The 23,615-nt window shown below is 71.5% G+C and carries 17 protein-coding genes; 6 read left to right on the forward strand and 11 right to left on the reverse strand.

Translation table 11 applies throughout. From position 1 onward, the window contains the following. On the forward strand, positions 1-186 hold a 186-nt coding region (locus Q9S36_RS48800; RefSeq protein ID WP_311291976.1), incomplete at its 5' end, for a hypothetical protein. Between the two features lie 15 nt (positions 187-201). Here the strand turns inward: Q9S36_RS48800 and Q9S36_RS48805 are convergent. Further along, positions 202-927: an SDR family oxidoreductase gene (locus tag Q9S36_RS48805; protein WP_311291977.1), complete on the reverse strand. Its 726-nt coding sequence runs from the start codon at positions 925-927 to the stop codon at positions 202-204. A gap of 99 nt (positions 928-1,026) precedes the next feature. Next, positions 1,027-1,614 carry a GtrA family protein gene (locus Q9S36_RS48810; protein WP_311291978.1) on the reverse strand — a complete coding sequence of 196 codons (588 nt, stop codon included), beginning with the start codon at positions 1,612-1,614 and terminating at the stop codon, positions 1,027-1,029. Positions 1,615-1,672: 58 nt separating this feature from the next. On the opposite strand from Q9S36_RS48810, the gene Q9S36_RS48815 reads away from it, so the two are divergent. Then, positions 1,673-2,605 (forward strand): tetratricopeptide repeat protein, encoded by a 933-nt coding sequence (locus Q9S36_RS48815; protein ID WP_311291979.1) that lies wholly within the window; start codon positions 1,673-1,675, stop codon positions 2,603-2,605. Here Q9S36_RS48815 and ppdK read toward each other — a convergent pair. From ppdK to Q9S36_RS48855, 8 genes are all read right to left on the reverse strand, one after another. Beyond that, positions 2,591-5,269 carry a pyruvate, phosphate dikinase gene (gene ppdK / locus Q9S36_RS48820; RefSeq protein ID WP_396653982.1) on the reverse strand — a complete coding sequence of 893 codons (2,679 nt, stop codon included), beginning with the start codon at positions 5,267-5,269 and terminating at the stop codon, positions 2,591-2,593. The genes Q9S36_RS48815 and ppdK overlap by 15 nt on opposite strands. Before the next feature lie 15 nt (positions 5,270-5,284). Beyond that, positions 5,285-6,028, reverse strand: coding sequence for an NUDIX hydrolase (locus Q9S36_RS48825; RefSeq protein ID WP_311291981.1), 744 nt, complete (start codon positions 6,026-6,028; stop codon positions 5,285-5,287). A gap of 158 nt (positions 6,029-6,186) precedes the next feature. Continuing rightward, the gene (locus Q9S36_RS48830; RefSeq protein WP_311291982.1) at positions 6,187-7,128 is read right to left on the reverse strand and encodes a type IV toxin-antitoxin system AbiEi family antitoxin domain-containing protein; all 942 of its coding nucleotides are present in this window, start codon (positions 7,126-7,128) and stop codon (positions 6,187-6,189) included. Between the two features lie 227 nt (positions 7,129-7,355). After that, positions 7,356-9,236 carry a 1,4-alpha-glucan branching protein GlgB gene (gene glgB, locus Q9S36_RS48835; protein WP_311291983.1) on the reverse strand — a complete coding sequence of 627 codons (1,881 nt, stop codon included), beginning with the start codon at positions 9,234-9,236 and terminating at the stop codon, positions 7,356-7,358. Continuing rightward, on the reverse strand, positions 9,233-10,657 hold the full coding sequence (locus Q9S36_RS48840) for a maltokinase N-terminal cap-like domain-containing protein (RefSeq protein ID WP_311291984.1): 1,425 nt from the start codon (positions 10,655-10,657) through the stop codon (positions 9,233-9,235). The genes glgB and Q9S36_RS48840 overlap by 4 nt, the downstream gene beginning before the upstream one ends. Beyond that, positions 10,654-12,402 carry a maltose alpha-D-glucosyltransferase gene (gene treS / locus Q9S36_RS48845; RefSeq protein WP_311291991.1) on the reverse strand — a complete coding sequence of 583 codons (1,749 nt, stop codon included), beginning with the start codon at positions 12,400-12,402 and terminating at the stop codon, positions 10,654-10,656. Before treS ends, Q9S36_RS48840 begins: the two co-directional genes overlap by 4 nt. Positions 12,403-12,416: 14 nt before the next feature. Continuing rightward, positions 12,417-14,375 carry an alpha-1,4-glucan--maltose-1-phosphate maltosyltransferase gene (locus Q9S36_RS48850; protein WP_396653983.1) on the reverse strand — a complete coding sequence of 653 codons (1,959 nt, stop codon included), beginning with the start codon at positions 14,373-14,375 and terminating at the stop codon, positions 12,417-12,419. Between the two features lie 96 nt (positions 14,376-14,471). Then, positions 14,472-18,311 carry a M36 family metallopeptidase gene (locus Q9S36_RS48855; RefSeq protein ID WP_311291986.1) on the reverse strand — a complete coding sequence of 1,280 codons (3,840 nt, stop codon included), beginning with the start codon at positions 18,309-18,311 and terminating at the stop codon, positions 14,472-14,474. Between the two features lie 116 nt (positions 18,312-18,427). Here Q9S36_RS48855 and glgP point away from each other — a divergent pair, with 116 nt between their 5' ends. The 3 genes from glgP to Q9S36_RS48870 all read left to right on the forward strand — a co-directional run bounded on the left by glgP (position 18,428) and on the right by Q9S36_RS48870 (position 22,710). Next, positions 18,428-21,010, forward strand: a complete 2,583-nt coding sequence (glgP, locus tag Q9S36_RS48860) for an alpha-glucan family phosphorylase (RefSeq protein WP_311291987.1) — start codon at positions 18,428-18,430, stop codon at positions 21,008-21,010. A 358-nt stretch (positions 21,011-21,368) separates the two neighbouring features. Beyond that, the gene (locus tag Q9S36_RS48865) at positions 21,369-22,277 is read left to right on the forward strand and encodes a helix-turn-helix transcriptional regulator (RefSeq protein ID WP_311291988.1); all 909 of its coding nucleotides are present in this window, start codon (positions 21,369-21,371) and stop codon (positions 22,275-22,277) included. Between the two features lie 55 nt (positions 22,278-22,332). Continuing rightward, complete coding sequence (locus Q9S36_RS48870) at positions 22,333-22,710, forward strand: VOC family protein (RefSeq protein ID WP_311291989.1); 378 nt, start codon at positions 22,333-22,335, stop codon at positions 22,708-22,710. Here Q9S36_RS48870 and Q9S36_RS48875 read toward each other — a convergent pair. Next, the gene (locus Q9S36_RS48875; protein WP_311291990.1) at positions 22,707-23,075 is read right to left on the reverse strand and encodes a hypothetical protein; all 369 of its coding nucleotides are present in this window, start codon (positions 23,073-23,075) and stop codon (positions 22,707-22,709) included. The two genes, Q9S36_RS48870 and Q9S36_RS48875, sit on opposite strands and share 4 nt — an antisense overlap. Positions 23,076-23,130: 55 nt before the next feature. On the opposite strand from Q9S36_RS48875, the gene Q9S36_RS48880 reads away from it, so the two are divergent. Next, positions 23,131-23,595, forward strand: coding sequence for a MarR family transcriptional regulator (locus tag Q9S36_RS48880; RefSeq protein WP_311291992.1), 465 nt, complete (start codon positions 23,131-23,133; stop codon positions 23,593-23,595). The last annotated feature ends 20 nt before the right edge of the window (positions 23,596-23,615 follow it).

Genomic DNA, 23,615 nt, shown 5'->3' on the forward strand with positions numbered 1-23,615 from the left:
TTCCTCGTGCGGATGACCTTCACGCCCGCGGTGCTCACCATGCTCGGTGACCGGGCCTGGTGGCTGCCGCGCTGGCTGGACCGGCTGCTGCCCAACCTCGACGTCGAGGGCGCGACGCTGGCTGCCCGGCTCGCCGAGCGCGACGAGGCCGCCGAGCCGGAGCGCGAGCTCTCGCCGGTGGGCTGAGTCACCGGCGGGGACTCAGCTGAGGCGGAGCGTCTGTCCGGTGATGCGGGAGGCGCCGCTGCTGGCGAGGAAGAGCGTGGCGTCGGCCACGGCGTCGCTCATCCGCTGGGTGCGCACGAGGGTGTCGCCGGCCAGGCGGCTGCCGTGGCTCGACGCGGCCACCGGGGCGTACTGGCGGGGGAGGACCGCGTGCTTGTGCTGGAGCACGGAGTTCACGCGGACGCCGAGGCCGGCCCACTGCTCACCGGCGCGGGCGGTGGACTCGACGAGCTGCGCACGCGCTGCCTCGGGCGCCGAGGAGAGCTCGAGCCACTTGGCGACGGCGCCGGTGTTGATCACGCAGCCGCCGCCCGGGGCGGGGCTCTGGCTGAGCTTGAGGCGCATCCGGGTGGTGAGGAACGTCGGGCCGAGCAGCCCGGAGCGTGCCGCCTCGGCGATGAAGGCCCGCTCGTCGGCGGGCAGGCCGAAGGGCAGGTTGCACGACGCCGCGAGGACCAGCACGTCGAGGTGACCGATGATCCCGACCAGGTTGTCGATCGACTCCTGGCGCGCGAGGTTGACCGACTCGTAGTCGAAGGCGGCGAGGTCGGTGTCGTAGAGGGCGCGGAGCATCATCGTCCCGGTGACGGTGACGTTGGCCCCGGACCGCGCGAACGCGGACGCGATGGTGTGCCCCTCGCCCCGCGTGCCCCCGATCACCAGGACCTCGTAGCCGGTGAAGTCGTAGGACCCCGATGTCATGCCGTGCCGCCCTCCCGTCGAACCCCGGCACTTTCTACCACGCGGTACGGGGGCCGAGATAGGTGAGCCTGTGCTCAGTTCGGGCACAGTTCGGCACCGTCAGACCACATCCTTCCCAGCCATCACTTGCTCCTCGTGCTGCGCGGTGAGGAGGTCGAGGCGGCCGGTGCGCACGGCCGCGAAGGTCCACAGCTTGTTGAACACGAACGACAGCGGCGTCACCAGGGCGATGACGATCAGCTGGGACCAGTAGAGCCGGTTGCGCAGCCCGCTGGAGTCGTCGAAGACGTCGCTCGGCAGGCTGACCGGCGAGTGCGGGTGCATCAGCAGGGTGAGCAGCGCCAGCCCGACGGCCTGGCCACCGAGCCCGACCACGAGGAACGGCCAGTACTCCTTCCACCAGCGCGTGTGGCGCGTGGTCTGGAAGGTCCACGACCGGTTGAGCTGGAAGTTCGACAGGTTGGCGACGAGGAACGCGAGCGTGGAGTAGACGTGGTACCAGCGGAGGTTGAAGTCGGAGGGCCCCAGCCCGACCACCGCCTCGTCGAAGTGCGGGCCGAGCCTGCGCAGCAGGATGAGCGTGACCATGTTGACCACGACACCCGACGCGCCCACCAGACCGAAGCGGGCGAGGAGGCCGAGGTTGCGGCGGTGCCGCGTCAGCAGCGCGGCTCCCCGAGGTCCCATGTCGTCGAGGCTACCGACCGGAGCGTCGTCCCGTGGCCGGTCTCCCTAGGATTGCCCCATGACGCAGCAGCCGTTCAGCCGTCCAGGTGCCATCGACCTCTCCGGGCTCGGACAGCCCGCCCGCCCGCCGCAGGGCGCCACGCCCCCCGCCGGGGGTGGTGCGGGAGGGTCGTCGTACAGCGTGGTGGTGGACGAGAAGAACTTCCAGGGCCTCCTCGAGCAGTCGATGACCGCGCCGGTGCTGCTGGTGTTCTACTCGCGCACCCGGATGCCCGAGAGCGGTCAGCTCGCCGACGACCTCGCCACCGTGGTCGGCGAGCACGAGGGCCGCTACCTCCTCGGCCTCGTCGACATCGACGCCGCGCCCCAGATCGCCCAGGCCATGCAGATCCCCTCGATCCCGCTCGTGGTCGCGGTCGTCGACGGCCGGCCCATGCCGCTGCTGCAGGACCCGCTGCCGATCGACGAGCTGCGCACCGCGCTCACCCAGGTGGGCCAGCAGCTCACCAGCCAGGGCATCACCGGTCGCCACCAGCCCCGCGCCGCGGCTCCGGGTGCCGAGGGCGAGGAGGACGCCGTCGACCCGCGCTACGCACCCGCCCAGGACGCGCTCGCGGCCGGTGACATCGACGCGGCGGTCGCGGAGTACCAGAAGCTCGTCGACGCCAACCCGGCCGACGTCGAGGCCGCGGGTGGGCTGGCGATGGCGAAGGTCATGCAGCGCACGCAGGGCGTCGACCTCAACCAGGCGCGCGCCGCTGCCGCGGAGAACCCCGACGACGTGGACGCCCAGACGCTCGTCGCGGACCTCGACATGCTCGGCGGCCACGTCGAGGACGCGTTCACCCGGCTGGTGAACCTGGTTGCCCGGACCTCCGACAAGGACCGCGACCGGGCGCGCGACCACCTGCTCGGCCTGTTCGCCGCGGTCGGCAACGACGACCCGCGCGTGCTGGCGGGCCGTCGCAACCTGGCCTCAGCGCTCTTCTGAGTCGCGCTTCCCGAGCACGGATCGCCCGGCCTCGAGCCGGGCGACCGGCACGCGGAAGGGCGAGCACGAGACGTAGTTGAGGCCGACCTCGTCGAAGAAGTGGACCGAGCGCGGGTCGCCGCCGTGCTCGCCGCAGACCCCGACCTTGAGGTCGGACTTGGTCTTGCGGCCCTTCTTGGTGCCCATCTCGACCATGCCGCCGACCCCGAGCTGGTCGAGCGACTCGAACGGCGAGACGTCGAAGATGCCGTGCTCGAAGTAGCGGGAGAAGAACGACGCCTCGACGTCGTCGCGGGAGAAGCCCCACGCCATCTGGGTCAGGTCGTTGGTGCCGAAGGAGAAGAAGTCGGCCGACTTGGCGATGCGGTTGGCCAGGAACGCCGCGCGCGGCAGCTCGATCATGGTGCCGATCGCGATGTCGAGCTTGATGCCGCGCTCCTCCTCGACCTCGGCGATCTGCTGGTCGATCTCGGCCCGCACGATCTCGAGCTCGCGCACGCTCGCGACGAGGGGCACCATGATCTCCGGCCGGGGCGTGCCGTGGGCGGCCATCCGGTCGGCGGCGGCCTCGGCGATGGCGCGGGCCTGCATCCGGAACAGCCCGGGGATCTGGATGCCCAGGCGCACGCCCCGCAGGCCGAGCATCGGGTTCTGCTCGTGCAGGCGGCGCACGTGGGTCAGCAGCCGCTGGGCCCGCTCGTCGACCTCGCCGCGCTCCTCGGCGAGGGCCACCTCGACGCTGAGGTCGGTCAGGTCGGGCAGGAACTCGTGCAGCGGCGGGTCGAGCAGCCGGATGGTCACCGGCAGGCCGTCCATCGCCTCGAGGATCTCGGTGAAGTCCTGCCGCTGCAGGGGCAGCAGCTCGTCGAGTGCGGCCTCCACGCCGGCCTCGTCCTCGGCCACGATGAGCTGCTCCACCAGCGCGCGGCGCTCGCCGAGGAACATGTGCTCGGTGCGGCACAGCCCGATGCCCTGGGCGCCGAAGCGCCGGGCCCGGGCGGCGTCCTCGGGGGTGTCGGCGTTGGTGCGCACGCGCAGCCTCCGGGCGCCGTCGGCGTGGGCCATGATGCGGGCGACGGCCTGGGCGAGGTCGTCGTCGATCTTCTCGCCCTCGAAGTGGCGCACGACGACCGAGTCGGCGACCGGCACCGAGCCGGCGAAGACCTCGCCGGTCGTGCCGTCGATGGAGATGACGTCGCCCTCGCGGATCGTCTCGCCGTCGCGGACGCGGAACTCCTTGGCCTTGTGGTCGACGTCGAGCGACTCCGCGCCGCACACGCACGTACGGCCCATGCCACGGGCCACGACGGCAGCGTGGGAGGTCTTGCCGCCGCGGCTGGTGAGGATGCCGCGCGCGGCGACCATGCCGCGGAGGTCGTCGGGGTTGGTCTCCTTGCGGACGAGGATGACGTCCTCACCGCGGTCGGCCCACTCCACGGCGGTGTCGGAGTCGAAGACGGCCTTGCCGACGGCCGCGCCGGGCGAGGCGTTCATGCCGGTGGCGAGGAGCGTGCGCTCGGCGGACTCGTCGAACCGCGGGAACATCAGCTGCGCGAGCTGGTCGCCGGTGACGCGCAGCACGGCCTCGTCCATCTGGATCATGCCCTCGTCGACCATGTGCACCGCGATGCGGAACGCCGCCTCCGGCGTGCGCTTGCCGACGCGGGTCTGGAGCATCCAGAGCTTGCCGCGCTCGACCGTGAACTCGATGTCGCACATGTCGCGGTAGTGGCGCTCGAGCCGCGTCATGATCGTCATCAGGTCGTCGTGGGACTTCCGGTCGATCTCGGCCATGTCGGCCAGGGACACGGTGTTGCGGATGCCGGCGACGACGTCCTCGCCCTGCGCGTTCTGGAGGTAGTCGCCGTACTCGCCCTGGTTGCCGCTGGCGGGGTCGCGGGTGAAGGCGACGCCCGACCCGGAGTCCATGCCGAAGTTGCCGAAGACCATGGCCTGCACGTTGACGGCCGTGCCGAGGTCCTCGGGGATGCGCTCCTGGCGGCGGTAGAGCCGTGCGCGGTCGGTGTTCCACGAGTCGAAGACGGCGCGGATGGCGAGGTCCATCTGCTCGCGCGGGTCCTGCGGGAAGTCGCGGCCGGTCTCGGTCTTGATGATGCCCTTGAAGGTCTCCACGAGGCCGCGCAGGTCGTCGGCCTCGAGGTCGAGGTCGCTCTCGGTGCCCTTGGCCTTCTTCACCTCGTCGAGCGCGTCGGAGAACAGCTCGGAGTCGACGTGGAGCACGGTGCCGCCGAACATCTGCAGCAGGCGCCGGTAGGAGTCCTGGGCGAACCGCTCGGACTCGCTGCGCGCCGCGAGGCCGCCGACGGACGTGTCGTTGAGGCCGACGTTGAGGACGGTCTCCATCATCCCGGGCATCGAGAACTTCGCGCCCGAGCGCACCGAGACGAGCAGCGGGTCGTCGGCGTCGCCGAGCTTCTTGCCCATCGCCTCCTCGAGCGCGGCGAGGTGCTCGGTGACCTCCTCGGCGAGGCCCTCCGGCTCACCTCCCTCGGCGAGGTAGGCGCGGCACGTCTCGGTCGAGATCGTGAAGCCGGGTGGGACGGGCAGACCGAGGTTGGTCATCTCGGCCAGGTTGGCGCCCTTGCCCCCCAGGAGGTCCTTCTGGTCCTTGCTTCCCTCTGCGAAGTCGTACACCCAGGTCATGAGAGGCATCCTGCCTCAGCGGCCGGACTCCGTATACGGCTGGGAGCCCTCGACCGCCGCGCGCACCCTCCTGGCGGTGAAGTCGGCCGCGAGCTCGTCGACCTCGTCGAGCGTGCAGAACCGCACGTCGCGGATCTCGCGCTCCTGCATGACCACTCCGGCGAGGACCGAGGTGGGGTGCGTGCCGCCGTCGAAGACCAGGCACACGGCGTCGTCCCACCCGCTCCACGGCGGCAGCCAGTCGGTGAGCACCAGCCCGCCGGGCTCGATCTCGAGGCCGAGCTCCTCCTCGACCTCCCGCTGCACGGCCAGCCGCGGTGACTCGCCGACCTCCACCACCCCGCCGGGGAGGTCCCAGTCCCGCTTGTACGTCAGCTGGCACAGCAGGACGCGCCCGTCCTCGTCCCGCACCAGCATCTGCGAGATCGCGCGCTTGCGGGGGAGGAAGGAGTTGAGCAACGAGCGGAACCCCTCGGGGTGGTCCACCGGCCGGTCCTCCCGCACCCGGGCGTAGACCACCCGGTCGGCGACCTCGCCGTCGACGGTGACGCCACGGCTGACGCCCTCCTTGAGCAACCCGGCCCAGGTGGCGGTGCGCTGCGCGGCACGGTCCTCGGTGCCGACGAGGGTCTCGACCCGCTGGTGGTCGCCCAGCGCGGCGGCCACCTCGCGACGCAGCTCGTCGACGCTCGGCTCGCCCTGCCACTGGATCCGGGCCACGCCCTCGGCCACGGTCGTCACGCTGATCGGATCGCCCACCCGACCACCCTAACGAGGTCGGGGTGGCCGGTCGCTCCCGCCGATGGTTCACCACGGTACGTCGGTGAGTGGGCACTTCCCGCGATCAACTGACGCCGGGAAGTGCGGGTCCGCCTGCATACCTTGATGAACCATCGAGGCCGCGCCGGTTCGCGCCCTCAGCTCGCTGCCGACATCAGGCGGCGGAGGCGCTGGGCGGTGTGGCTCGGTCGGGAGAGATCTGACCAGATGAGTCGGATCATCCAGCTTGCGGCAACCTCGCGGAGGTCGTCCTCGCGGCGCTTCTCGAGGAACACCACCTCGCCGGGGTCCTGGCCGTCCTTCAGCAGACGTCCGTACTTGACCTTGCCGTCGAACTCGCCGAGCCCGCGTAGGCGCGGCCACCCCCAGTCGCATCGCCCGACGAGGCGTTCGCCGTCGAAGACCTCGAGCTGGAGGACGGGAGCGGGCAGGTGCTCGACCCAGAACAGCCACAGGCCGCGGGACTCGCCGACCGACTCCGCCTTGTCCGTCGCCATCCTGACCGGCACATGGAGATGGCGCGTCCTGGGCCAGTGCGCCATGAGGTCGAACTGGTCACCGATGCTCTGGAAGGTGCAGAGCCCGCGGTGGAGAGCGGAGTTCATCAGCACGAGCGCGGCCTCGGAGCTGGCCGTCGAGCCGGCCTCGAGCACGCACCGGCTGGGTGCGAGCACCCGCAGGCCGTCGACCTCGGACACCTCGTCGTCGGCCACGAAGCCTTCGTGGTGCACCACGTCGCCCTCCACGCGCCCGGCTCCGCCGTCCAGACGGGTCACGTGCACCCGATCGAGCGAGACTCCCCACACGTCGACGCGCTGCGCGATGCATCCCGACACGTGGCTGAGGGCGACGGCGTCGCCGAGCGAGTCCAGTACGGCGCGACACCGCATGAGGTGTCGTTGCTCCTCAGTCGCGGCGTGCCACACGTCCGGGAACGTGTAGTAGCCGCGCCGGATCCTGAGCCACCGTCCGGCGCGGTGTGCGCGCGTCACGGCCCGGTCGTCGTACCCCGCCTCACGAGCATGTGCACGCGTGAAGAAGCCGAGCTCGAGGCAGATGGCGCGCAGTGGGTCGTTCATGCGCGGCAGCATCGTCGCCGGCTCGCGTGCGCGACGCCGGACGCGGTCCTGGCTGGGGAAGACACGCGATCGCGGGTCGCTGTGGATGATCCCTGGCCCAGCTCACCGCACCCTCATCGGTGACGGTTCACCACGGTATGCAGGCGAACGGGCGCTTCCCACGGTCAATTGATCGTGGGAAGCGCCCATCCGGCGACATACCGTGGTGGAGCAGCGGCGGCCGGCGGTCAGGCGTCCTTGCGGAACCAGACCGTGGCGAGGGGCGGGACCACGATGTCGGCGTACGCCGGCTGGCCGTGGTGGTCGCCCTCGACCGCCGTGATGGAGCCGAGGTTGCCGACGCCGGAGCCGGTGTAGGACTCGGCGTCGGTGTTGAGGACCTCGGACCACGTGCCGGCCGACGGCAGGCCGAGCCGGAAGCCCTCGTGGGGCTGGCCGGCGAAGTTCGCGACACAGACCAGGTCGGGGTGCCCGGGGGAGCGGCGCACGAACGAGAAGACGTTGCGCCCCGCGTCGTTGGCGTCGATCCAGGCGAACCCGGCGGGGTCGTTGTCGCGGCCCCACAGCGCGCCGGTGTCGGCGTAGACGGCGTTCATGTCGCGCACCATGGCGTGGACGCCGGCGTGCTCGGGGTGCTCGAGGAGCCACCAGTCGAGCTCGCGGCTCTCCGCCCACTCCGACTCCTGGCCGAGCTCGCAGCCCATGAACAGCAGCTGCTTGCCGGGGTGGGCCCACATGTAGGCGAGGTAGGCGCGCAGGTTGGCCAGCTGCTGCCAGCGGTCGCCGGGCATCTTGCGCAGCAGGGAGCCCTTGCCGTGCACGACCTCGTCGTGGCTGATCGGCAGGACGTAGTTCTCGGCGAAGGCGTAGACGAGCGAGAACGTCATCTGGCCGTGGTGGTGGCTGCGGTAGAGCGGGTCCTTGGAGACGTAGTTGAGCGAGTCGTGCATCCAGCCCATGTTCCACTTGAAGCCGAAGCCGAGCCCGCCGTCGCTGGTCGGGCCGGTGACACCGGGCCACGCGGTCGACTCCTCGGCGATGGTGACGATGCCGGGGATGCGCTTGTAGACGGTCGCGTTCATCTCCTGGAGGAACTGCACGGCCTCGAGGTTCTCCCGGCCGCCGTGCTTGTTGGGCGACCACTCGCCGTGCTCGCGGGCGTAGTCGAGGTAGAGCATGGACGCGACGCCGTCGACCCGGAGCCCGTCGGCGTGGTACTCATCGAGCCAGTAGACGGCGTTGGCGTAGAGGAAGTTGCGGACCTCGTTGCGCCCGAAGTTGAAGATGTGGGAGCCCCACTCCTTGTGCCAGCCGCGCTGCGGGTTGGGGTCCTCGTAGAGCGGGGTGCCGTCGAAGCGGGCCAGGGCCCACTCGTCGGTCGCGAAGTGCCCGGGCACCCAGTCGAGGATCACGCCGACTCCGGCCTGGTGCAGCCGGTCGATGAGCCGCTTGAGGCCGTCGGGGTCGCCGAAGCGGGAGTCGGGGGCGAAGTACGACGTCACGTGGTAGCCCCACGAGCCGCCGAAGGGGTGCTGCATCACCGGCATGAACTCGACGTGGGTGAAGCCGAGGTCGGCGACGTAGGGCACGAGGGCGTCGGCGATCTCGTCCCAGGAGTAGAGCTCGCCGCTGTAGTGCTTCCTCCACGAGGCCAGGTGCACCTCGTAGATCGACATCGCCTCGTCGACCGGCTGGCTCGTGCGACGCTTCTCCAGCCAAGCCGCGTCGTCCCACTGGTGCGCGGAACGCCACACGCGCGAGGCCGAGCTCGGCGGCTTCTCGGCGTACTGCGCCATCGGGTCGGCGCGGTCGACCCACTGGCCGTCCGCGCCGCGGATGCGGTACTTGTACTGGGCGCCGACGCCGGCGCCCTCCACGTGGACGTGCCAGACGCCGGAGCCGTCGAGGCGGGTCATCGGGTGCGCCGCGCCGTCCCAGCCGGCCCACTCGCCGGCGACCTGGACCTCCATGGCGTTGGGCGCCCAGACGCGGAAGGACGTGCCGTCGTCGGTCACCTGCGCGCCGAGGACCGTCCAGAGCTCCTCGTGCCGGCCCTCGCCGATCAGGTGCAGGTCGAGCTCTCCGGGGGCGTTCGTGGTCGTGCTCATGTGGTCTCTCCCAACGCTGCCAGCGGGATGGACAGCCATCCCGGACGGTTGCGTGCTTCGTAGACGGCCTCGTAGACGACCTTGTCCGCGAGGTAGGCGTCGAGCAGGGTTCGGGCCTGCTCGTCCAGGCCAGTACCCCGTTCGCCGGTGTAGGCGTCGAGGAACGCCGCCCGGTTGCGGGCGGACCACTCGGCCGCGCGGTAGGCGCGCTGGTCGGCCTCGCCGCCGTTGTCGGCGCCGGCGCCGGTCATGGCCACCACGCGCGGGGCGTAGTCGAAGGACCGGATCATGCCGGCGACGTCGCGCCACACCGAGTCGGGCTTGAGCCTCTCGGCCAGCGGCTTGGCGGGCTCGCCCTCGAAGTCCACGATCTTCCAGCCGAGGCTGGTGCGCAGGGTCTGGCCGAGGTGGAGGTCGCCGTGGACCTGCTGCACCTCGACCCGGTCGAGCGTCCGCAGCCGCCCGAACGTCTCCCGCAGCCCGGCCTCGTGCTCCGCCAGCTGGGGTACGACGTCGAGCGCGGCGTCGAGCCGCCCCTCCATCGCCGCGGCCAGGGCGTCGGTCGCGGCGGCGTCGCGCTCCTCGACGGGGAAGTGCCGGGCCAGGTCGGCGTGGACCTCGGCGAGCGCGACGCCCAGGCGGGCCGCCTCGCTGGCGAAGTCGCCGCCGACCTCGTCGGCGTGGAGGTCGGCCTCGGCGAAGAGGTTGCGCACGCTGGCCAGGGCGAGGTCCCACCCGTCGCTGGCGGTGCGGAGGAACTGCTGCAGCATCGCCAGCTGGATCGTCGCGTCGGTGCCGTCGGCCTCGTCATCGACGAGGTCCAGCCAGCCGTAGAGCGACGCGACGTGCGTCGAGCCGGCCTCGGTGAGCACCTGGTGGATGGCGATGTCGGGATTCACGCCCGGGGTGACCTTGCGGAACACCTTCATCAGCGAGTCCTCGCCGAACGCGACCGAGGAGTTCGACTGCTCGCCGGAGAACAGCGTGGAGTGGGCCTCGAGGTCGAGGTCGTGCCCGGGCAGCGAGTGGAAGTCGAGCAGCCCGCGTGAGGTGCTGGTCGGGTGGTCGGCGAAGGCCCGCAGCCACAGGGCCATCGACTCGCGGTCGTGGAGGGCGTCGTAGACCCAGGCGTGGCCGAGGTCCTCGTCGTCCCACTCGCCGATGAACGCGTGGTTGAGGCGCTCCTGCGGCTCGGTGTAGAAGGCCAGCGGCAGCTGGTAGAGCTCGCTCTCGCCGTCGGTGTAGGCGACCTCGGCGAGGTCGATCACCACCCGCAGCCCGGCGGGCGTCGGCGCCAGCCCGTCCTCCTCCGCCGGGTGCGGCAGCTCGCCCACGCGGCGTACGGACGTCAGTCTCCAGTCGCGGCCCTTGCCCGCGAACCAGCGCGCGTCGGCGATCCAGTGCTTCAGCTCGTCGTTCACCCGTCGACCCCCTGGGTCATCGTCTGGTCGGTGAGGCGCAGCCACAGGAAGCCGTACCCGCCCAGCGTCAGGAGGTACGGCAGCTCGCCGATCGCCGGGAAGGGCACGCCACCGAGCAGCTCGACGGGCACCATGCCCTCCCAGTGGCGCAGGTCGAGCTCGACCGGCTGCGGGAAGCGCGAGAGGTTGTTGACGCACAGGATGATGTCGCGGCCGTCCTCGTCGGAGTGGGCACCGTCGGGCGTGTGCTCGCGGACGTACGACAGCACGCTCGGGTTGGACCCGCCGAGGTCGATGAAGTCGCCGAGGCCGAACGCGGGGTGCCGACGGCGGGTGTGCACGAGCCGTCGGGTCCAGTGCAGCAGCGAGGAGGTGTTTTCCAGCTGCGCCTCCACGTTGACCGACTGGTAGCCGTAGACCGGGTCCTGGATGGCCGGCAGGAACAGCTTGCCGGGGGTCGCGGAGGAGAAGCCCGCGTTGCGGTCGGGGGTCCACTGCATCGGGGTGCGCACGCCGTCGCGGTCGCCGAGCCAGATGTTGTCGCCCATCCCGATCTCGTCGCCGTAGTAGAGGACGGGGGAGCCCGGCAACGAGAGCAGGAGCGCGGTGAACAGCTCCATCCGGTTGACGTCGTTGTCGAGCAGCGGTGCCAGCCGCCGGCGGATGCCGATGTTGGCCTTCATCCGCGGGTCGTGGGCGTACTCGGACCACATGTAGTCGCGGTCCTCGTCGGTGACCATCTCCAGGGTCAGCTCGTCGTGGTTGCGCAGGAAGATGCCCCACTGGCAGCCCTCGGGGATCGCGGGGGTCTGCTCGAGGATCTCCGAGATCGGGAAGCGGGACTCGCGCCGCACCGCCATGAAGATGCGCGGCATCACCGGGAAGTGGAAGGCCATGTGGCACTCGGTGCCGATCCAGCGGCCGTCCTCGGTCTCCTCGGGGCCGAAGTACTCGACGACGTCGGCGGGCCACTGGTTGGCCTCGCAGAGCAGCACCCGCCCGGGGTAGTGCTCGTCGACGAAGCTGCGGCACTTCTTCAGGAAGTCGTGCGTCTCCTTGAGGTTCTCGCCGTTGGTGCCGGGGCGCTCGTAGAGGTAGGGCACCGCGTCGAGCCGGAAGCCGTCGAGGCCCATGTCGAGCCAGAACGCCATCGCCTCGAGCATGGCGTCGTGGACCTTGGGGTTGTCGAAGTTGAGGTCGGGCTGGTGGTGGAAGAACCGGTGCCAGAAGTACTGCTGCCGCACCGGGTCCCAGGTCCAGTTGGACGGCTCGGTGTCGACGAAGATGACCCGCGCCTCCTCGTAGAGCTCGTCGGTGTCGGACCACACGTAGAAGTCGCCGTAGGGCCCGTCCGGGTCGCTGCGGCTGGCCTGGAACCACGGGTGGGCGTCGCTCGTGTGATTCATGACGAAGTCGATGATCACGCGGATGCCGCGCTGGTGGCAGGCGTCGAGGAACTCGTGGAAGTCCTCGACCGTGCCCGCCTCGGGGAGGATGTTGTTGTAGTCGGCGACGTCGTAGCCGCCGTCGCGCAGCGGGGAGGTGAAGAACGGCGGCACCCACAGGCAGTCGACCCCGAGCCACTCGAGGTAGTCGAGCTTCTCGATCAGGCCCTTGAAGTCGCCGGTGCCGTCGCCGTTGGAGTCGCGGAACGAGCGCACCAGCACCTCGTAGAAGACGGCCGTGCGGAACCACTCGGGCTCGGCGTTGAGGACCGCCGTGGCGGCACCTGCGTCCGTCGGCATGGGGTGGTGGTCGCTCAACGGGTCCTCCTGACGGTGATGACGTGGGCGGGTTCGTAGCCGGGGTCGAGCCGGACGTAGTTGTGCTGGCTCCAGCTCCAGTCGGCGCCGGTGATCTCGTCGTGGGCGACGAACGAGTCGTGCCAGCCCAGGCCCAGCGCGGGCATGTCGAGGTGGACCATCGTCTCCCGGGTGCCGTGGGGGTCGAGGTTGATCACGCTCACCACCACGTCGTCCTCGTGCCTCTTGGAGAACACCAGGACGTGGTCGTCGTCGCTCTCGTGGATGGTCACGTTGCGCAGCATCTGCAGCGCGGGGTGCTCGCGACGGATCTGGTTGAGCCGGGTGATGTACGGCGCCAGGGTGGTGCCCTCGGCGTCGTGCTTCTCCCAGTCGCGGATGCGGATCTGGTACTTCTCCGAGTCGAGGTACTCCTCCGAGCCGGGCTTGACGGCGACGTGCTCGAACAGCTCGTAGCCGGCGTACACGCCCCAGCTCGGCGAGCCGGTGGCGGCGAGGGCGGCACGCACCTTGAAGGCCGCCGGGCCGCCGTACTGGAGGTAGGCGTGGAGGATGTCGGGGGTGTTGACGAAGAAGTTCGGCCGCATGAGGTGGTCGGACTCGGTCGAGACCTCGCGGAGGTAGTCCTCGATCTCGCGCTTGTGCGTGCGCCAGGTGAAGTAGGTGTAGCTCTGGTGGTAGCCGATGGCGCCGAGGCCGTGCATCATCGCGGGCTTGGTGAAGGCCTCGGAGAGGAACAGCACGTCCGGGTCGGTACGACGTACTTCCGCGAGCAGCCACTCCCAGAAGGCCAGCGGCTTGGTGTGGGGGTTGTCCACGCGGAAGATCCGCACGCCGTGGGACATCCAGAGCTTGACGATCCGCAGCACCTCGCGGCAGATGCCGGCCGGGTCGTTGTCGAAGTTGATCGGGTAGATGTCCTGGTACTTCTTCGGCGGGTTCTCCGCGTAGGCGATGGTGCCGTCGGCGCGGGTGGTGAAGAACTGCGGGTGGGTCTTCACCCACGGGTGGTCGGGGGCCGCCTGGAGGGCGAGGTCGAGCGCGACCTCGAGGCCGAGCTCGCCGGCCCGCGCGACGAAGGCGTCGAAGTCCTCGAAGGTGCCGAGGTCGGGGTGGATCGCGTCGTGGCCGCCGTCCTTGCTGCCGATCGCCCACGGCGAGCCGGGGTCGTCGGGTCCCGGGGTCAGCGTGTTGTTGGGACCCTTGCGGTTGACCTCGCCGATCGGGTGGATCGGCGGCAGGTAGAGGACGTCGAAGCCCATCTGCGCGACCGCGTCGAGGCGCTTCGCCGCGGTGCGGAAGGTGCCGCTGGTGACCTTGCCGGTCTTCGGGTCCTTGGTGGCGCCCTCGGAGCGCGGGAAGAACTCGTACCAGCTGCCGAAGAGCGCGCGGACCCGGTCGGCGCGGAAGCGGAACGGGCCGGTCACGGTCGTCAGCTCGCGCAGCGGGTGCGCGAGCAGGATCGCGTCGAGCCCCGGGTCCTGGAGGGCGGCCAGCCGTGCCGCGACCGGACGGCTGGTGTCGTCGGCAGCCGTGATGGCCCCGGCGACCACGGCCGCCGAGGCCGCGTCGAGCTTGTCGTCACCGGTGCCGGCGGCGACCCGCTCGAGCAGCAGCCGGGCCTCGGTGAACATCAGCTCGACGTCGACGCCCGCGGGGATCTTGATGCCGGCGTCGTGCTGCCAGGTCGCGATCGGGTCGGACCAGGTCTGGATCTCGAATGTCCACTCGCCCTCGGTGTCGGGGGTGACGTGGGCGACGTAGCGGTTGGGCTCCTCGCCGTAGGGCTGCATCCGCACCGGAGCGCGTCGGCCGCCGGCCGGGTCGATGGCGACGACCTCCGCCCCGAGCTGGTCGTGCCCCTCGCGGAACACGCTCGCCCGGACCGGCATCGGCTCGCCGACCGTGGCCTTGGCCGAGAGCCGGCCGAGGTCGACGACGGGGGAAACATCCATCACGGGTATGCGTCCAACCATGCCCCCCACACTTGCGAAGGTCGGGTGCCGGACGCAACCCGTGGCGGACGTGGTCTCACCCGCCGGGGTGCCCGCTCACCGGCCGGAGACGACGATCCGCTGCACGCGGCTGCGTGCGGGGCGGAACGCCGTGCGGTCGTCGGGGCGGAACCGGACGCGCACGGTGTGGCGTCCGCGCAGCAGGCGCTTGGTCACGCTCACCCGTGCGCGGCCGGTGGAGGTCCGGGTGGTGCGCCACTTCTCGCCGTCGACCACCACGACCAAGCGGCCCGCCTCGGGCCGGTCGCTGGTGGACGTGACGGCGATCACCAGCCGCGGTGCGCGGTTGCGCGTGGTCTGGAGCTTGCGCCGGACGGTGAGCGAGACCGTCGGGCGGACCCGGGCCGCGCCGGTCGTCCCCGTGGTCCCGGTGGTCCCCGTGCTCCCGGTGCTCCCGGTCGAGCCGGACCCGGTGCCGGATCCCGTGCCGGACGGCTCGCCGGGCTGCTGGGGCAGCGTCGCGGCCGCGTCGAAGACCTGCAGCTCGGCGGCGTGGACGATCGTGCCGCGGTCGGAGCCCGCCTTGCAGTCCGTCAGGACCGTGGTGCTCGCCGTCTGCTGGCCGGCGTACGCCTCCTGGCCGGTGCACTGGTTCTCCAGCGTCACCAGGCGTACGGCGGCGGCCTCCGTGTCGGGCACGTCGAACTCGCGCAGGTTCAGCGTCGGTGCGACAGGGCGGGGGAGGGTGCTGGGGAAGGCGTCGGCGGGCGAGGTGTAGAACCTGGTCCAGGTGGCGTCCGGCGAGTCGCAGCCGGCGGTGCACGCCTCGAGGGCGAACTGGCGCAGCGCGGTGAAGCGCGAGCCGGAGTCCGGGTCCTCCTGGGCCAGCGGGACGTCGGTCGGCGAGGCCGGGGCCGGGGTGAGGTAGGCGCTCACCTGGACCCGCCTCACCGTGCTCACCCCGCCCGCCAGGTCGACCGCGACCGAGGGGTGCGACTCGTCGACCTGGGCCTCGGTGACGCCGCCCCAGTTGGTCGCCTCGGTGCCGTCGATGAGTGCCTCGGCGTTGCGCGAGCCGTCGGTCGCGGCGATGACCGACGCGCCCGCGGCGCTGCTGGCCAGGTTGACCACGTCGCCGACGGTCTCCGTGCGTGCGGCCCCGTCGGCCGGGACCTCCATCGTCCAGCGGGTGAAGCCGCGGTCGGGCGAGACCGCCACCATCGGGTAGGTCCCGGGGGTGAACCGGGCCGTGTCGCCCAGCCCGGTCGCCGGGTCGGTGTCGGCCACCGGCGTCACGCGCGCCTCGTAGTCGCCCACGAAGATGCGCGCCTTGCCGGTGGTGGCGAAGGTGATCGCGGAGCCCGGCCCGTCGGGGGTCGCGAAGCTCGGGGTCGGCTCGTCGCTGTCGGCGTCGACGGTGTGCGCGTCCGCGCCGAGCCCGCGGCGGGCGAAGGCGGCCCACATGACGTCCTGGTTCGCGCCGCCGAAGCGCATCCGGTCCGCGGCGAGCATCGCGTCACGCGCGTCGAGCATCGAGGTCGAGCCCTGCTGCAGCAGGAAGGAGTCGAAGACGAGCTGCACCCAGCGGCGGTTGCCCGGGCAGGCGTCGGCAGGCCGCGGGGTGGTCGTGGCGGTGGCGTCCGCGCAGGACCGCTGCAGCGCCGCGTCGTCGTACGGGAACTCGGCGTCGTACTTCTCCACGAGCGCCTGGCGGACCTCCCACATCGTGCCGTTCCAGATCTCGCCGTCGGCGTGGACCTCCGGCCCGGTCGTGTCGAAGCCGTAGTCGGAGTAGTTGAGCGGGTTGTCGTCGATGGAGTAGTCGCGGATCGCCGTCTCGGTGTTGCCCGTGGCGTAGGCGCCGACGGCCCACACGTTGCCGCCGTTGCTGTAGCCGTGGGCGAACTGGTATTCGCCGGCGACCAGGTCGCCCCACGACTCGCCCATCGCGCCGCCCTGCTCGGACGTGATGCCCTCGTCGGGACCGCCGATCATGCGGTTGCTGATCGCGTGGGTGTACTCGTGGCCGACGATGCCCATGTCGAGGCCGCCGTCGGTGCAGGGCGCGTAGAAGGCACCGGCGATCGGCTCGAAGAGGTACTGGTTGGTGATGCCCGGGATGCCGTCCTGCAGCGTGATCTGGTTGGCGTTGTCGCGTCCGAGGAAGCTCGGGCTGCCGCCGGAGAGGGCGCCGGCCTGGGCGTTGCCCACCTCGGGGTCCCCGGCGACGCCACCGCGGCTGCCGTTGTCGGACTGCAGGTTGTAGCTCTCCTCGGTGAAGCCGAGGTAGTAGGAGTAGTCGTGCATGCGGTTGTGCGCGACGAAGAGGTTGCCGACGGAGGCCTCGATGTCGTTGCCGCCCGGGACGAGCTGCGCGACGTCGCACCGGCTGTTGTTCCACGCGTCGGTGAACTCGCCGGTGTAGTGGCGCTCGGCCGAGACCGGGGCCTGCATCAGGCCGCCGGGGGTGAGGGGGCTCGCCCAGGCCTCGTGGGTGTTGGCGTTGTTGCCGACGGTCGTCGACGTCGGGACCGCGCCGATCGTGTCCCACGGCCCGAAGGCGGCGACGTTGCGCAGCTCGCCGGGCGGGGTGGTGCACTCGGCGTCCGCCTCGGCCCCGGTCAGCCGCCAGCAGCCCACGACCGCGTTGGTGGGCGTCTGGTCGGGGGAGTCGAGGGTCGGGTTGGCGGTGAAGTAGCGCCAGCGCGGGTTGGCGGTGAGGTCACCGGTGCCGGGTGCTGCGGTGTCGCTCGTCGTGACCGCCAGGGCGTACTGGCCCACCACCACCGAGGCGGCGTCGAACGGGCACACCTGGACCGAGTAGGTGCCCGCCGGGATCTCCGCAGCGGAGTACGTCGCCACCTCGGGGTTGGTCGCGAGGTCCCCGGTGACCAGCAGCTCGTCGCCCTTCCAGATCTTCACGGTGAAGTCGTCGACCGGTGCGCCGGTCGCGACCGCGGTGATGGTGCGGGTCAGGTCGTCGGTGAGCTCGAACGGGTGTCGCGCCCCGCACTCGGTCGGCGTGATGGTGCCGGTGAAGGCGTCGTTGTAGGCGAGGTTCTCGGCCCGGTTGTGGCGCGCGAGGACCTTCCCGGTGACGGCGTCGACGAGCGAGGTGAATCCCAGCGCGGTGGCGCCCGCGGCGTTGACGACGTTGGCCTCGAGGACCGGGCGCACGGAGCCGTCCGCCATCGGCAGGGCGCGCAGGCGCACCTGCTGCTCCTGGGCGAAGCCCGGGACGGTGAGCCGGGTCCAGCCGCCGGTCACCGTCTTCGTGATGGACGCGACCTGTGCGGCCGGGACGCCCACGGAGAGGTCGCTCGCGGCCTCCAGCCAGCCCTGGAGGGGCGTCAGCGTGGGTGCGGGCACGGTGCCCGTGGTCCGCGCGAGGGAGGACGAGACGTAGGCGACCCTCCCGTCCGCGACGCCCACGGTGACCAGGCCGCCGAGAGCCGGTGCGAGCCCGTCGAAGTCCTGGCGGAAGAGCACGGCGCGGGCGTCGCTCCGGGCGAGCGGCTGGGCGCTGACCAGGACGAGGTCGTCGACGTCCTGCGACGTCATGCCGAACAGCTCCGCGTGGCCGCGCAGCCAGGCGCGGGCGCCGTCCGCCGCGCTCCCCGGCGCGGCGCCGAGGCTCCCCGACGCGGGGAGGATCGAGGCCGGCGTCCCGAGCGTGTTCCAGCGCGCGGTCACCGGGCCGAGGGCGGCGACGGCCGCCTCCTGCGCCGCGGTGGGCTCGGCGGTGCCCCGGGAGTCGACGTCGGCCGGGCCGGCGACGGGATCACCCAGGGTGCGTACGTCGGCCGGGGTGGGGCCCGGCGCGACGCGGTCGGGCTCGGCGGTCGCCGGGGAGGCGAACGCGGACAGGCTGGAGATCGCGAGGAGCGAGGCGGCCGCGAGCGCGGTGCGGCCGAGGCGGGGGCGAGGGTGGCTCATGCGCGGACAACGCCGGGACGCACCGCCGGGTTATGCGGCTCGCGCCGCGACCCGGCACGCACGGGCTGCGCGGTATGGGTTGGATCGATCCAAGAAATGGCCTAGCGTGCTCGGTCGTGCGAGCTTTTCGTCGATTCACCGTCCGTCCCGTCCTGCCCGAGCCCCTGGGTGCGCTGTCCGTCCTGGCCGGCAACCTGCGCTGGTCGTGGCACCCGCCCACCCAGGACGTGTTCGCGTCCATCGACCCGCAGCTGTGGCGCGACGTCGCGGGAGACCCCGTGCGCTTCCTCGGCGCGGTGGGTCGCGAGCGGCTCGAGCAGCTGGTCGACGACGGCGACTTCCGGGGCCGGCTCGACGCCGCCCACGCCGACCTGCAGCGCTACCTCTCCGAGGACCGCTGGTACGCCCGCAAGGCGGGTGAGGACGCGCCCCGCGCGATCGCGTACTTCTCCCCGGAGTTCGGCATCACCTCGGTGCTGCCGCAGTACTCCGGCGGTCTCGGCATCCTCGCCGGCGACCACCTGAAGGCGTCCTCGGACCTCGGCATCCCGCTGGTCGGCGTCGGGCTCTTCTACCGCCACGGCTACTTCAAGCAGGCCCTCGACCGCGACGGCTGGCAGCAGGAGAGCTACCCGGTCCTCGACCCCGACGAGCTGCCGCTGACCCAGCTGCGCGAGCCCGACGGCAGCCGCGCGACGGTCTCCATCGCCCTGCCCGACGGTCCCGACCTGATCGCCCGGATCCTGGTCGCCCACGTCGGTCGCGTGCCGCTGCTGCTGCTCGACACCGACATCGAGGACAACAGCGCCCACTACCGCGACGTCACCGACCGGCTCTACGGCGGCAACTCCGAGCACCGCCTGCGCCAGGAGCTGCTCCTGGGCATCGGCGGCGTGAAGGCGCTGCGCGTCTGGTCGCGGATCACCGGCGCCCCGGCGCCGGAGGTCTTCCACACCAACGAGGGCCACGCCGGCTTCCTCGGCATCGAGCGGATCCGCGAGCTGACCGTGGGCGAGGACGGCCCGCACCTCGACTTCGACACCGCGCTCGAGGTCTCGCGCGCCGGCACGGTGTTCACGACGCACACCCCGGTGCCCGCGGGCATCGACCGGTTCCCGCGCGAGCTGGTCGAGCAGTACTTCGGCGGCAGCTCGCCGACCCCGGGCGTCCCGGTCGAGCGCGTGCTCGCCCTCGGCGCCGAGGACTACGAGGGCGGCGACGCCAACGTGTTCAACATGGCGGTCATGGGCTTCCGCCTCGCCCAGCGCGCCAACGGCGTCTCCCAGCTCCACGGCCACGTCTCGCGCGGCATGTTCAACGGGCTCTGGCCGGCGTTCGACGAGGCCGAGGTGCCGATCACCTCGATCACCAACGGCGTGCACGGCCCGACCTGGATCGCCCGCGAGGTCATCGAGCTGGCCGCGAACCGCGGTGGCGACATCGACGGTGACGACACCGACGCGCTGTGGCCGCTCGTCGACCAGATCGGCGACCGGGAGATCTGGGACCTCAAGCGCACGCTGCGCACCCGCTTCATCGAGGACGCGCGTGCCCGGATGAAGCGCTCGGCGGCCAAGCGTGGCTTCGCGAAGGCGGAGACCACGTGGATCGACACCGCGCTCGACCCCGACGTGCTCACCATCGGCTTCGCGCGGCGCGTGCCGACCTACAAGCGGCTGACGCTGATGCTGCGCGACCCCGACCGGCTCAAGAAGCTGCTGCTCGACCCCGAGCGCCCGATCCAGCTGGTCATCGCAGGCAAGGCGCACCCGGCCGACGAGACCGGCAAGCGGCTCATCCAGGAGATGGTGCGCTTCGCCGACGACCCGGAGATCCGGCACCGCATCGCCTTCCTGCCCAACTACGACATCGCCATGGCCCAGCCCCTCTACCCCGGCTGCGACGTCTGGCTCAACAACCCGCTGCGCCCCTACGAGGCGTGCGGCACGTCGGGCATGAAGGCCGCGCTCAACGGTGGCCTGAACCTCTCCATCCTCGACGGCTGGTGGGACGAGTGGTACGACGGCAACAACGGCTGGGCGATCCCGTCGGCCGACGGCATCGACGACCCCGACCGCCGTGACGACCTCGAGGCGGCCGCGCTCTACGACCTCATCGAGAACGAGGTCGCCCCCCGCTTCTACGAGCACAACGACGAGGGCGTCCCGCCGCGCTGGCTGGAGATGGTGCGGCACACGCTCAAGTCGCTCGGTCCCAAGGTGCTCGCCACCCGGCAGGTGCGCGACTACGTCCGCGAGCTCTACGCCCCGGCCGCCCACACCGCGCGCACGCTCAACTCCGACTACGCCGGTGCGCGCACGCTGTCGGGCTGGAAGCAGGAGGTCCGCGCCGCGTGGCCGGGCGTCCGTGTCGAGCACGTCGACTCCGAGGGCGTCGGCGACCAGCCCGAGGTCGGCGCGACCCTGGCGGTCCGCGCCTGGGTGGCGCTGGGCTCGCTGTCGCCCGACGACGTCGAGGTGCAGGTCGTGCACGGCCGGATCGGCTCCGACGACGTGCTGACCGCCACCTCCGTCACCCCGATGCTGGTGGGGGAGTCCTACGACGGCAACCGGCACCGCTTCGACGCCGCCGTGCAGCTCGACCACTCGGGCGCGTTCGGCTACACGGTCCGCGCGGTGCCGCGCAACGAGGCGCTCGCCTCGGTCGCCGAGCTGGGCCTGGTGACCGAGCCCGCCTGAGATTCGTCTTCAGGGAGAGCCTGACAACCCTGCCGCGTCCGGCTTGCTCAGGCGAGGGCCTGCGGGATCGACCGCCGGCACCCGCAGGTGTCGCTGCACGGCAGGTAGGTGTGCGTGGCGTGCCCGCACCGAGGGCACGGCACGTCGTGCGTGAGGTGGCTGCTGCTGGTCTCGACGGTGTCCCACATGGCGTGTCTCCCTTCGGCTGTCGGGGGTGCTGGTCCTGACAGCGTGCGCCTCCCGCCGTGCGTCGCGCATCCGGATTTCTACGTACGTCGGTGGCCGGGGCACCCAACGCGGCGCCAGACTGCGCAAGGACGATCAAGCGGGGTCGTCCGCCGGCGGGGAGGCTGCAGGCATGACGACAGCGGCGGACACCTTCGCGGAGTTCCTCGCCACCCTCGTCGAGACCCTCGACGAGAGCAGCGAGGAGCGGGCGCGACGGCTCCACCTCTCGCGCCACCACCTCGACCGTGTCGTGTCCGCCGCGGGCGGTGAGCCACCGGAGCGGATGCGGCGGCGGCTCCTGCTCGAGCGGGCGGCGTACGTGCTGGTCACGACCGACCGGCCCGTGCTCGACGTCGCGATCGAGGCGGGCTTCGGCTCCCACGAGGCGTTCACCCGCGCCTTCACGAGGGCGTACGGCACCGCGCCAAGCCGCTGGCGTCACGCACCGACCCGCACCCAGATCCGGGCGGCGAGCCAGGTGCACTTCCACCCACCGGGCAGCCTGCGGCTGCCCACCGCACGAAAGGTGACCGCCATGGACCTGCTGACCCGGATGATCGAGCACCACCTCTGGCTGACCGGCGAGATGCTCGCCCGCGCCTCCCGGCTGACGGACGAGCAGCTCGACGTCCCCATCGAGGTGCCCATCGGCACCATCGACGACGACATGACGATTCGGTCGGTGCTCGGTCGGCTGGTCGGCCAGCTCGCGCAGTGGAACGCCGCGGTCGAGCAGCGCCGCTACGACTGGGACCAGGAGCGTGGGAAGTCGATCAGCACGCTGCGCCGCGAGCTCGCCGACGAGGGGCCGACGTTCCTCGCCCAAGTGCGTACGACGATCGAGGAGGGCCGCCTCGACGACACGTTCGTCGACGCCACCTGCGACCCCGTGCGGGTCTTCACCTACGGCGGCATGGTCGCGCACGTGCTCACCTTCGCCGCCGTACGACGCCTCGTGGTGCTCGGTGCCTTCGAGAACCTCGGCATCACCGACCTCGACGCCGGCGACCCGATGGAGTGGGTCGCCCAGCCGGCGTGACGCGGCTTGACCCTCCCGCACCGCAGGGTCAGGGTGGAGGGACGGAGGTGTCGTCATGTCCGACCACCAGTACGCCAGCGTCCGCTACCTCGTCGACGACGTCGACGCCGCGATCGCCTTCTACACCGACCTGCTCGGGTTCACCGTCCTGAGCCACCCCGCGCCAGCGTTCGCGGACGTCGTACGAGGTCCGCTGAGGGTCCTGCTGTCCGGCCCGCAGAGCTCGGGCGCACGCGCGACCCCGGAGGGCCACGCTGCCGCCGGACGGAACCGGATCCACCTCGTCGTGGACGACCTCGACGCGCACGCGGAGCGGCTCCGCGCGGCCGGAGCGGACCTGCGCAGCCCGGTGGTCGAGGGACCGGGAGGTCGCCAGTTCCTCGTGGCGGACCCGGCGGGCAACCTCGTCGAGCTGTTCGAGCCGGCGAGCTAGCCGAGCACCAGCCAGAGACCCACGAGGGTGGGCACGGCGCCGAGGAGCAGCCAGGGTGAGAGGATGCTGCGGCCGTGGATGGCGCGCCCGACCGCGACGGCGATCGCGCCGAAGATCCCGGCGATGACCGCGAGCCCGACCTGAGAGCTCGTCGGGGCGTCGTCGAGCGTGACCGCGGCGACGACGAGCCCGACGACGAGGTGCAGGATCGTGGTGACGGCGAGGGTCGACATGACCCAACGCTGCACGCGGGCCAGGTCGCGGGCGTCGCGCTCGGGGTCCTTGACCACCACGCGGGGCGCGTCGAGGTCGAGCAGGTGGCTGCGGCCCTTCTCCTTGCGGCGGGCGGGAACGGTGTGCGCCATGGCTCCTCGGATTCGTTGCTGCGACAACTGTTGTTAGGCTAACAAAGTGACCACGATGCACGGAAATCCTGACCTGCGGCAGGACGACGACCCGCTCGCCCTGGAGCGCCAGGTGTGCTTCGCGCTCGCCGTCGCGTCGCGCACGGTCATCTCGGTCTACCGCCCGGTGCTCGAGCCGCTCGGGCTCACCCACCCGCAGTACCTCGTGATGCTCGCCCTCTGGGGCGACGAGCCCCTCTCGGTCACCGAGCTCAGCCGGATGCTCGAGCTCGACGCCGCCACGCTGTCGCGCCTGCTCAAGCGGCTCGAGGCCGCCGGCCTGGTGCGCCGCGACCGCAACCCCGACGACGAGCGCAGCCTCGCCGTCGGCCTCACGCCCCAGGGGCGTGAGCTGCGCACGCAGGCACTCCAGGTGCCGCCGACGGTGGTGGAGCAGCTCGGGATGGACGTCGACGAGCTCGTCTCGCTGCACGACAGCCTCACCCGGGTGATCCAGGCCGCCAAGGCCGCCACCGCCTGACCACGGCCGCGCCGTCCCTT

The sequence above is a fragment of the Microbacterium sp. ARD31 genome (assembly GCF_031844425.1).